11 protein-coding genes are annotated in these 10,863 nt (G+C 41.2%); 6 read left to right on the top strand and 5 right to left on the bottom strand.

The window, feature by feature from the left end:
- Window positions 1-82: 82 nt before the first annotated feature.
- Window positions 83-496 carry a tetratricopeptide repeat protein gene (locus tag B4K11_RS01220; protein WP_292949801.1) on the bottom strand — a complete coding sequence of 138 codons (414 nt, stop codon included), beginning with the start codon at window positions 494-496 and terminating at the stop codon, window positions 83-85.
- A gap of 2 nt (window positions 497-498) precedes the next feature.
- Window positions 499-909, bottom strand: a complete 411-nt coding sequence (locus B4K11_RS01215) for an SMI1/KNR4 family protein (RefSeq protein WP_292949799.1) — start codon at window positions 907-909, stop codon at window positions 499-501.
- A 450-nt stretch (window positions 910-1,359) separates the two neighbouring features.
- Here B4K11_RS01215 and mqo point away from each other — a divergent pair, with 450 nt between their 5' ends.
- The 5 genes from mqo to B4K11_RS01185 all read left to right on the top strand — a co-directional run bounded on the left by mqo (window position 1,360) and on the right by B4K11_RS01185 (window position 8,411).
- Entirely contained in the window at window positions 1,360-2,847 is a 1,488-nt protein-coding gene (gene mqo / locus B4K11_RS01210; RefSeq protein WP_292949797.1) for a malate dehydrogenase (quinone), read from the top strand.
- Between the two features lie 410 nt (window positions 2,848-3,257).
- On the top strand, window positions 3,258-4,622 hold the full coding sequence (locus tag B4K11_RS01200) for an MATE family efflux transporter (RefSeq protein ID WP_348703013.1): 1,365 nt from the start codon (window positions 3,258-3,260) through the stop codon (window positions 4,620-4,622).
- Entirely contained in the window at window positions 4,612-5,703 is a 1,092-nt protein-coding gene (locus B4K11_RS01195; protein ID WP_292959190.1) for a DUF3080 family protein, read from the top strand. The genes B4K11_RS01200 and B4K11_RS01195 overlap by 11 nt, the downstream gene beginning before the upstream one ends.
- A gap of 31 nt (window positions 5,704-5,734) precedes the next feature.
- Complete coding sequence (locus B4K11_RS01190) at window positions 5,735-6,439, top strand: transglutaminase-like cysteine peptidase (RefSeq protein ID WP_348703009.1); 705 nt, start codon at window positions 5,735-5,737, stop codon at window positions 6,437-6,439.
- Between the two features lie 22 nt (window positions 6,440-6,461).
- Window positions 6,462-8,411, top strand: coding sequence for a bifunctional diguanylate cyclase/phosphodiesterase (locus B4K11_RS01185; protein WP_292949791.1), 1,950 nt, complete (start codon window positions 6,462-6,464; stop codon window positions 8,409-8,411).
- A 102-nt stretch (window positions 8,412-8,513) separates the two neighbouring features.
- On the opposite strand, the gene B4K11_RS01180 is transcribed toward B4K11_RS01185, so the two are convergent.
- Both B4K11_RS01180 and tusA read right to left on the bottom strand, forming a co-directional pair.
- Window positions 8,514-9,062 carry a ProQ/FinO family protein gene (locus B4K11_RS01180; RefSeq protein ID WP_292949790.1) on the bottom strand — a complete coding sequence of 183 codons (549 nt, stop codon included), beginning with the start codon at window positions 9,060-9,062 and terminating at the stop codon, window positions 8,514-8,516.
- 7 nt (window positions 9,063-9,069) lie between these two features.
- Entirely contained in the window at window positions 9,070-9,309 is a 240-nt protein-coding gene (gene tusA / locus B4K11_RS01175; RefSeq protein WP_292949789.1) for a sulfurtransferase TusA, read from the bottom strand.
- Between the two features lie 169 nt (window positions 9,310-9,478).
- Here tusA and B4K11_RS01170 point away from each other — a divergent pair, with 169 nt between their 5' ends.
- Complete coding sequence (locus B4K11_RS01170; RefSeq protein ID WP_292949787.1) at window positions 9,479-9,760, top strand: antibiotic biosynthesis monooxygenase family protein; 282 nt, start codon at window positions 9,479-9,481, stop codon at window positions 9,758-9,760.
- Between the two features lie 44 nt (window positions 9,761-9,804).
- Here B4K11_RS01170 and rlmM read toward each other — a convergent pair whose 3' ends face one another.
- Complete coding sequence (gene rlmM / locus B4K11_RS01165) at window positions 9,805-10,863, bottom strand: 23S rRNA (cytidine(2498)-2'-O)-methyltransferase RlmM (RefSeq protein WP_292949785.1); 1,059 nt, start codon at window positions 10,861-10,863, stop codon at window positions 9,805-9,807.

The raw sequence follows: 10,863 nt of genomic DNA, 5'->3' as shown, positions 1-10,863 counted from the left end.
CTCAGGCTTTTTCATTTACCACCCTTAACTATGGGACAGCAGTGGCCAACAGGCTCCTTTTTTTTTAAAAAAATAGCTTCAACTAATCTAATTTTTTGAGCATCTCAGCAATCTCTCTTTTCAACTCTTCATCTTCAGTATACGAAGCAAATTTCTCTGCTTTCAGCAAACTGCCTTTAGCCTCAAGAGATTGACTTAACTCCATATATCGCTGTGCTAAGGAAAATTGAATCGATGCTTTATATTCATTCTCTTTTAGCTTATCCGCAATTTGATAGGCCTGCTTATAAAAAAGAATGGACTCTTCACAGTCATCAGTAAAATCAGCCAAAGTCTCCCATAAAACAGGATGATCATTCTTTTTACCATTATTCTCATCACAGAGGCATTTGAGCTGATTATAGAAATCATAAAAAGATTTTTCGTCATCTCTACCAGCCGCATCCATCATATTTTTAGCGAAGCTTTCAACCTGTTTAAAAATTTTGCTATTCATGGCTAGCTCTCCAACCAAACATCTTTAGCCCAATTCCAAATTGACGGCCACTCTTCTTCAGACTCTTCGATATCACAACCATACTGCCACAATAAAATTTGCCCTACTTCGGATATACAGTAAAAACCGTTAGCATGCTCACATATTGGAATATATTCACGCGGCATCCCAACATCCCATGCACGTGCAGCCATATCAGGAAGGAAAGTATGGGATTGAGAATCAGCACACGTCGCAGGCTCAATTGATCCGCAGACAATATCACTTACTTCAAGCAGAAATAGCTTATATTCATTCGGCAACGAGATAAGAATAGCCTCTTCAATTTCTACTAAGTCATCTTCATCTGGAAGCTCTAATGGAACAGGTACTTCTATATTACGCTCCTGCAACAATTCAATAATATCTTCCATTTAAAGACTCCAGTAACAAAAATTAGGCTGTGCAGCCTAGTCTAGACCACAAAATATGTAAACATCCATAAACCCTATAAAAGTCAGGTATAAAGGGGCTTATCTATAAATTAAAAAAATGTAAATATACAAGATTTGATATAAGACCCCTAGACAAACACAATACACACCAAAAGACCTAATACTTTAGGATTAGCATTATCCAAATTGCTAACATCTTTAGCCCAATCCCCCAAGACTTTAAGCGCAAAATCCGTATAATTCGCGCCAACTGCACTGCAACAGGAATTTTGTTTTTTATATTTCCTGATTATGCAGGCTACTGAAGTCTGAGGTAATAACGGCAAAAAATTGTTGATCTAATAAAACAGTTAGTTCCGTTGAGGCCACAAGCCCCATTACCTTTGCTACTTCACAAACCATTATTATTATTAAAATGGCAAAGTTCCTATGACCACAAAATCAGTAGACGTATTGCTAGTCGGCGCGGGAGCTATGAGTTCGACGCTTGGTGTCTTACTCAAGCAGCTGGATCCATCCCTAAAGATATGCATGGCTGAGCGACTAGACCAGGTTGCAATGGAAAGCACCGATTGCATGAACAACGCGGGAACAGGACATGCCGCTTATTGTGAATTAAACTATACGCCAGAAATGGCTGATGGCAGCATAAACTGCGATAAAGCCTATGCAATCAACGCTTCTTTCGAAGTAAGCTTGCAGTTTTGGTCCTACCTAGTACAACAAAATGCTCTACCAGAACCTTCTAATTTTATAAACCCAGTGCCTCATCAGAGCTTTGTCTGGGGTGATAAAAATGTAGAGTTCCTGCGTAAGCGCTATGAAGCACTCAGTTCACATCATCAGTTTGATATTATGGAATACAGCGAAGACCCTGACGTGCTTCGCCAATGGATGCCGCTGGTGATGGAAAACCGCAAAGACGGTGAAAAAATTGCGGCTACACGTGTTCGCTACGGTTCTGACGTAAATTTTGGTTCTCTAGCGCGTAGTATGGTTAAGAACCTACAAGATCAAAATGATTTCGATCTTCTACTTAACCATGACGTAGTCGACTTTTATCAGAACAAAGATAAAAGCTGGTCGGTCACACTTAAAAACAAAGAAAGCAAACAAACTGAAGTTATCAACAGCCGCTTTGTTTTCTTAGGTGCTGGTGGTGGAGCTCTTCCACTACTACAGAAATCAGGAATTGCAGAAGGTGATGGCTACGGTGGCTTCCCTGTAAGCGGTCAATGGCTGGTTTGTAATAACCAAGAAATTGTAGAACAGCACGAAGCTAAAGTTTACGGCGCGGCACCTATTGGTGCTCCACCGATGTCAGTTCCACACCTAGACACCCGTGTAATTGATGGTAAGAAAGCACTACTTTTTGGACCCTTTGCTGGTTTCACTACAAAGTTTTTGAAAAAAGGCTCGATGCTAGATATGTTCGGTAGTCTAAAACTGAACAACCTTAAACCGATGCTATATGTTGGTGCGACTAGCATGGATTTAACTCGCTATCTCATCAGTGAAGTTATGCAAACACATGGCTCGCGCGTCATGTCTCTCAGCAACTTCATCCCTGAAGCAAAAGAGCATGACTGGGAGATTTCCCATGCAGGCCAACGCGTTCAGATCATCAAGAAAGATGCTAACGGTAAAGGTAAGCTTGAATTTGGTACAGAAGTTATCACTTCTGCAGACGGTAGTTTAGCAGCATTACTCGGTGCATCGCCTGGTGCTTCAACCGCAGTAAGCGCAATGCTATCCATTGTGGAACGCTGCTTTGCCGATGAACTAGCAACCGAGGCTTGGCAGGATAAAATCAAAACCATGATTCCATCCTACGGACAAGACCTTACTCAGGATGTTGAGCTACTGCGCTCTATTCGCCAACAAACGTTGTCGACTCTGCAACTAGACCCGCAATAAGCACAAGCTCTGACGTATGTAATCACATACGTATTAACAACATCATAAAAAAGGCTGATCAAATGATCAGCCTTTTTTTTCATTACCAAGTACAATAACTCTACATCAGCATTTGAGTAATCTCATTATGGACTGTAGAGCGCATTGTGGTGCATGCTGTATCGCACCTAGCATTAGCAGTTTAGATAAAGCAGCCAACTCACGATGCCAATATTTAGCTGATGATTATCGATGTACTATCTTCAATCAACCAAACAGACCAAAGGCATGTAAAAATTTTGCAGCAGAAATTGAATTTTGTGGTCAGTCAAGAGACGAGGCTCTACAGATCCTAACACTACTTGAAGAATCAACCTTACCGTTATAAACAAAAGCTAAACTTAACGACACTCACAAACAGTTATCATTGAATTGGAGCTCCCCTCCTGAAATACCTAGCCGAAATAAAGCTAATCCTCGCTTTAGGTTTTCCTATTGCGATCGCTCAAATTGCTCAAACGTCAATGGGCTTTGTAGACACACTCATGGCTGGCCGCTTCAATTCAACTGATCTTGCAGCTGTATCTCTAGGCTCAAGCATCTGGCTCCCACTTTTTTTAGCATGCCAAGGTATCTTAATGGCAACCACCCCTATCGTTGCTCATCAAGTAGGGGAAGGTAAATCCTATAAAAGTTGTGAAACTCTTCATCAAGGCGGCGTTATAGTTATCTGCCTATGTATACTTTCCATGCTCGCCATTCATCACTGCGAACCCATATTAGTGCTCATGAATGTAGAAACGAAGCTCGCCACGCTGACATTAGACTACCTATCAGCAATATCATGGGGCATACCCGCCATCCTTATATACCAGCTAATTAGAAGCTATATAGAGGGCTTTGGGAAAACCTTGCCTGGGATGAAAATAGCGCTCTTAGGCATAGCCTGTAATATCCCCCTTAACTATATACTGATCTATGGAAAACTAGGTTTACCCGCTCTCGGAGGAGTAGGCTGTGGATGGGCCACTAGCATTGTAATGTGGATCATGCTGATTGCATCTATCCTCTATATTTTAAAATCACCAACGTTTAAACCCCTCGCACCTTTTAAGCAATGGAAACCCCCTCAATTTAAAGCGATCAAAGACTATTTAGCCCTTGGTTTGCCTATAGGCGTTGCCCTGTTAATTGAGGTCAGTATGTTTTCTGTCATTGCCCTGCTGCTTGCTGATTTAGGCGAAACCATTATTGCATCTCACCAGATAACGCTGAGTTTCACAGGTCTTGTCTTTATGATTCCCTTAAGCATTTCACTGGCTGTCACAATTAGAATTGGTCAACTGCTCGGCAGTAAAAACTATGCTGGGGCTCGACATAGTGCAAAAGCAGGATTAGTTGTTACCATTATTATTGCGTTCTTTAGCTCTGGACTTATGGCATTACTCTCTGATGAAATCGCGGGATTGTACACAACAGATTTACAGATCATCAGCATTGCGACAACACTGTTAGTCATTGCCGCCCTATTTCAGTTTTCAGATGCAATTCAAATAACCTGCGCAGGTGCACTACGTGGCTACAAAGACACCCAAGTCCCTCTCCTTATCGTATTCATAGCCTATTGGATAATAGGCCTTCCTACGGGTTTCATACTGGGAAAGACCGACATAATACTCACACCGATGGGACCTACTGGCTTTTGGATTGGCCTGTTAATAGGACTCACCATTAGCGCTATACTGTTACTGTCTCGCCTGCATTGGAAAAGTAAGCAACAACTAAATGTCATTTAATCATGCTAACGCTAAATTTTTCTGTTTATTACTCATCAGCCTTCTATTACAAGGATGCGAGAGATCGACACCTGAAGATATACTGGAAAACTATCAATACCGAATAAGTAATGTACTAGAGATAGAGCAGCGGGATAATTATCAGATCCCCATACGACCACTTTTCCCTTTAAGGCGACAACTAAAAATGCCTACAGTTGAAATAAGGGAAGGCCTATTCGATCTGCTAAAACTTAAAGAGTGTAGATTATTACCTCTTATTGCTGAACGAAATAGTTCTTTAGGAAAGGTATACCTGCCCTCACAAAAAATGAGCTATGAACTCCGTTTTATACATACTCTAAAAACCTGTAGCGAGAAGCTTTCCACTGCCACTGAAGAAAACCGCAAACACCAACAGCTAGTTAACGAAATCCTTCAGATCAAACAAAGAAATTTACCTGCCGAGCTTTGGAACGGTATTTTCACCTCCAAAGAGATTGAGGTGAACTTCTCAAGAAATAAAGACCCCCTTTCCCTTCAAAATGACGCGGAAGTAATGGCAAGTATCGCTGCCATTCAAAAACTAACCGCTATTGTCCGGACCCCATTAGTCAAAAAGGATTGGCCCCTACCACCTGAATTATCACAAATAGAGTCGTTTAATGAAGTTCTATTCATTAATCAATCCGGCTCAAAAGTTCTAAGTTCTATTCAATTAATGACTATACATCTTGATCAAGCATCAGATACGCTAGAACAAGGCATGCAAAAACAGAAACTTTGTACTAACAACAACGTTTCAAATAAAGCTAAAATAATGAAAAATATTTTTTATAAATTCTACATCGGAGAAGTACAGCCCTACCTTGCAAGCGTGCACAAAAGTGGAGATGAATGGCTACAAGCCAGCAATCATTTAATTAATTCTTTTAAAGAATATGAATTAACCCTGCCGATAGAACTAGAAACTTATCAACGTATGGTATTGTCCAAAACGAATGAAACAAGCGTGTGGGGACGTTATATAAAAGCACGAAACAAGCACACGCAAGCTTGGCAGAAATTACTTAAGCAATGTGGCATGATGCCCTCAGGGTAGAATTAAAATTAAATAGGCGACAGGCTAACTCTTGAATTCCGCTCATAAAATAGAAAAACGCAGTCTAAACAGTAGATGCCCCGCATCTTTTCTGGCGTTTCTGTTTGCTATCGCCAGCCTCGTATTTATTCAAGTTGATGCGGAAAATATACGCCTCAGTAAAGCCGATATAGAAAAGCTTGGAAAAAAGTATGGTCCTCATGCCAAGCGGCGCATAGAAAGATGGCAAAATTTACTTGATGAACTTTCAAATGATAGCGAAGAAGATAAGCTTGAACGCGTCAATGATTTTTTCAACCAAGTTCGCTTTATCGATGATATTAAACACTGGAAGAAAAAAGACTACTGGGCAACACCTGTAGAATTTTTAATTACCAATGGCGGCGATTGTGAAGACTTCAGTATCGCTAAATACTATACGTTGCGCGAGCTGGGCGTTGCAGATGATAAAATGAGCCTTGCTTATGTAAAAGCATTAGAATACAACCAAGCACATATGGTACTGACCTATTATCCGTCTCCCAAAACTACCCCACTGATACTTGATAATATAAATGGCACCATATTACCTGCATCAAAACGGCCTGATCTATTGCATGTATATAGCTTTAATGGTGATAAACTATGGCTATCAAAAATGGGCCGAAGAACAACCCTAGTTGGCACATCTGACCGGTTAAAGCCTTGGGTCAAATTGCAATCAAGAATTGAAAATAAGGACATTAACCTGCGCTAGGTTTATGACGAGGATTTAGAGTATGTCACTGGTTAACCAACTCATAGCAGCAATTTTTGCAGTCTTAATAGGCCTAGTTTCTGGCACACTTTACATTATGTCTGAAAGTTCGCGCTCGATGCTTCAAGACCAACTGGAATCGCATGCCCAAGACTCAGCCACTCATCTAGGTCTATATCTAGGCCCTTACATGGCCGAGAACGATAGCGCCACTGTAGAAACCGCGGTTAACGCTATTTTTGATAGCGGCTTTTACCACCGAATAATCGTAACCAACGCGGATCAGGGCATTCTTTTTGAAAAAAAGGCACCCACCAATAGCAATGATAATGTCCCATCATGGTTTCAAAATATGGTTGTCATTACCCCACCCTCAATGAACAGAGAAGTGACTTACCAGTGGCGACAAGTTGGTAAAATCTACGTTCAAAGTAGTGCGGGATATGCCTATGACAAACTCTGGAAAGGTGCACAAGATAGTATCATCCTATTCGTCTCTCTCTCTATTGTTTGCTTGCTCGCTATCAGCTCTCTAATCAGATATCTACTCAGCCCATTAAACCGAGTTGAAAAACAGGCCATTGCACTCTCTGAAAAACACTACATCGAGCAGGAAAAACTCCCAGGCACGCGTGAATTAAAGCGTGTAGTTGAAGCCATGAATAAAATGGTTCGCCAAGTAAAAGGGATGTTCGAAGAACAGACACGCAATATTGAAGAACTGCGTAGAAATGCTTATCAAGACAGCTTAACCGGCCTCTCCAATCAAAGGGCTACAGAAGCTCAACTAGCGGAACGACTTGATTACCGAAAAGATTTTGGCCGTGGAACGCTACTAAATATCCACTTAATTAACCTACAAGCCATTAACCAAGAAATCGGTATGGATAAAACCAACAACCTGCTGAAGCATTTAGCCACGCTTCTTGAAGATGTATCAAGCAGATCTGATCAAAGCGTTCTAGGCAGAATAACCGGGGCTGATTTTGTTTTACTCATCAACAATACAAACCTTGATCAACTAAAAATCTGCTTAGAAAACATCGACTCAGAAAGCAGAAAATTGCTTGAACAGTTTACAAACACAGAAGTAACTCAGCCAATTATTAGCGTGGGTAGTTGTGAATGCAGCGATATAAGCAATAGTAATCAGCTTTTATCCGAAGCCAGAATTGCTAGTGATAATGCGGCAAATGAAAAAACAGTATGGAAACAATACTGCAGCACCGACAATAACCCTATTGCACCGGAACAATCAGACTGGAAACAGCATGTTGCTAACGCAATAAATCAGCGCAAAATATTCTTACAAGTACAGAGCGTATTTAGTAAGAGCCCAAGTTCTATGCCTATTCAAGATGAAATCTTCGCCCGCATTCTAGATCGTGATAAGAAAGCGGCATCAGCAGGCGAATTTATTAATCTAGTCAAAGAACTTGGCCTAATGTCTGAGATGGATAAAGCCGTCATCGAGCTCGCCTTAGAGAAAGCGGAAGCGGCGACCTGCCCTCTAACAATAAACCTCAGTCACGAAACCATTAATAGCGAATCCTTCCTCCATTGGATTACTTCGCAACTAAAGGGCAAGCGTTTAACAGGCAAGGTGATGTTTGAACTAGATGAGACAAGTGTACTCAACAATATAAGTCGAATCGCTGAATTCAGAAAAACATTACAAGAGCTTGGTATTGGTTTTGGTGTAGACCACTTCGGTGTTCATCCTAGTGGGTTTTCCTACCTTTACTCTGTTCAACCGGATTATATAAAGATTGATGGCTCCCTTATTCGGGAAATTGACCAAAATGATGAAGATAAGTTTTTTGTTAGCAGCTTAATTGGAGTTGCCCACAGCCTAGGAATCAAAGCCTATGCAGAGCATGTTGAAAGAGAGACCCAACTACAGCTCTTAGGCACTTTAGAGATTGACGGCAGCCAAGGTTATTTACATGGCTCCCCTAAGGCCCTTGACTAACTAAAAATATTTTTAAGTAAAAATACAAACTCATACATTAGTACGAATTAAACCAAAAAAAACGACGGCAAAAGCCGTCGTTTTTTTTAAAATCAGCAGGGTTTATTTTCTACCCACCAACATCTCAAGCTTCTTGCTCATACGCTCTTCGCGTTCTTCCTCTTGACGCTTCTCTTGACGCGCCTTATTAATCTCTTTGAGCTTTTGCTTCGCGTGATCAGACTCTTCCTTAGTCACCGTACCACTCGCTTCACCAGCAATATCAATGCGTTCAACGCCTTCGCGTAAAGAACGAAAATAATTTAGCGAGCGTACATAACTAGCCAAAGCTCTCTTGATCTTATTCTTTGCAACCTTCTCATCAGCAATCAAGTCTTCCTGAATACCAATTTTAAGAGGTCTGACATTCTTACGGTCAAAGGTTTTTGGGTACGCTTCCATCAACTGCTGCAAGGCAGCCATATTAGCAGCACGGTTTTTGGATTTCGCCTTTGGCGCTTTGTTAACTACGTCATTCACCTGGTTAGCCTCGGACTGGAACATATTACTGGTTATCTTTTTCTGCTCGCTTTCAGCAGATTCAAGCAACTGTTCCAGTTGATCAATTAATTGCTTGGTTTGAATAGAGATCTGATTAATATCATCAGCCACACTAAAATTATTCACCTTTACGGATGTAATATCCAAAAAGCTCATTCTCTTCATATTGCTCTACTAACTCATGCCCCAAAAAAGCACAAAACTTTGGGATATCTCGTTGAGTAGAAGGATCGGTAGCCAAAATATGTAAGATTTCCCCTGCGTGCATATCCCTTACTCGATTATGTAACATCATAACCGGCTCAGGACAATGAAGTCCCTGAGCATCTAGAATATGGTCAGCTTTGATATCGGTCATCTTTTTTGTCTCTTACGCACTTTTGGCTCTTGAACAAAGTCGCGTATTGTCTCAAATTACCCATGACAGAAAAAGCGATTTCACTCGATTTAATCAACTTAAGTCGCTTTTAATATATAAATAAACCATTCTATAGAATATAAATGTCAATTCAGATGGGGAAATTGCCATGATTAAAGTTATGATTGAACGCCATATCGCTGATGAGTTAGGGATGCATTACGATAAAGCAGCAAGCGAAACGATGCAGCTAGCAATGCAAGCACACGGATTTATTTCAGCTGAAGCTTTAAAAGACGCGAAAGATCCTAACCACCGCCTAGTCATTGCAACGTACAGAACACTACAAGATTGGCAGCGCTGGGCCAGCTCACCAGAACGACTAGAAATAATGTCGGCTATCATTCCGATGCTTGAAAGTGAAGAAAAAGTAACTGTTTACGAGCACTAAGCGCTCAAGCAATTAAAGGCCACTCCTTCGGATTATCCTTTTCTTTAGATAATCCGAAGCAGACAGGTAATTTCTTCACGGTCATGGTAGAGATGTTTTGCACTTAATTCATAGGCAAGCCCTGCTTCCATAAATTTCTCAGCAATACGGTTAAAACAGCTGACAACTTCAGTGTAACGCTGCTTCATTGGCAATTTAAGGTTAAAAATAGCTTCGTTACACCAGCCCTGTATCACCCAATCTGCGGCCATTTCTGCCGTTTTTATCGGTTTATCCACAACATCACAAACCATCAAATTAACAGGCTGCTCTGGCATAAACTTATACGCATCTTCTAAAGCATGCTTAACTTGCCCGCTTTCCATTAATTCATCTTGCATCGGCCCATTATCAACAGCCGTAACAAACATGCTTCTCTGAACTAATTGCCAAGTCCAACCGCCGGGCGCCGCACCTAAATCAACTGCAGTAGAGCCATGCGGCAAACGCTCGTCCCATTCATTTTTTGGTATAAACCAATGCCAGGATTCTTCCAACTTCAAAGTTGAACGACTAGGTGCCTTCTTTGGAAACTTCAAACGAGGAATACCCAACGGCCATGGAGCCGAGTTAGCCACTGCAACATATCCAATATATATATCACTACCCGTCAGCGTAAATAGCATTAAACGTAGTGCTTTGTTTGGTTTCTGCTTTTTTAAACAACCTGATTTACGTAACTTTTGTGCTAACGCAGAACTGAACTTCTTGGCAAAAGTCGCTAGCTCACGACCATCAGTCGTATCGGGATACTCTATCCATACATCCGCACACTGAGGAAAGTCTTCAATTAAAGTCTGAACCTGAGAAGCCCTATCCTCCCGCTCAAGCGAATGACACTCTCCACACACCATCCATTGGCGGATAAAGATAAGGTGGCTGAAAACGATTTCACGTATTGCTCGCTCTGCGTCACCAGACTGCTGAACATTAAAAAGAAGGTAACCCTGCCCGGCGGTTAAGGTGCAATAACCATATACACCAATGGAAGCACATTGATCTGTGATTTCAGCAGCCGCTTCTTTTTCAAAGCCTGACCGACACTGTAAAAGCAAGTGATCCAT

Origin of the sequence: Neptuniibacter sp. UBA6509 (assembly GCA_002435145.1) — a bacterium.
GTDB lineage: Bacteria > Pseudomonadota > Gammaproteobacteria > Pseudomonadales > Balneatricaceae > Neptuniibacter.
This window is presented reverse-complemented; position numbering and strand designations above follow the sequence as displayed.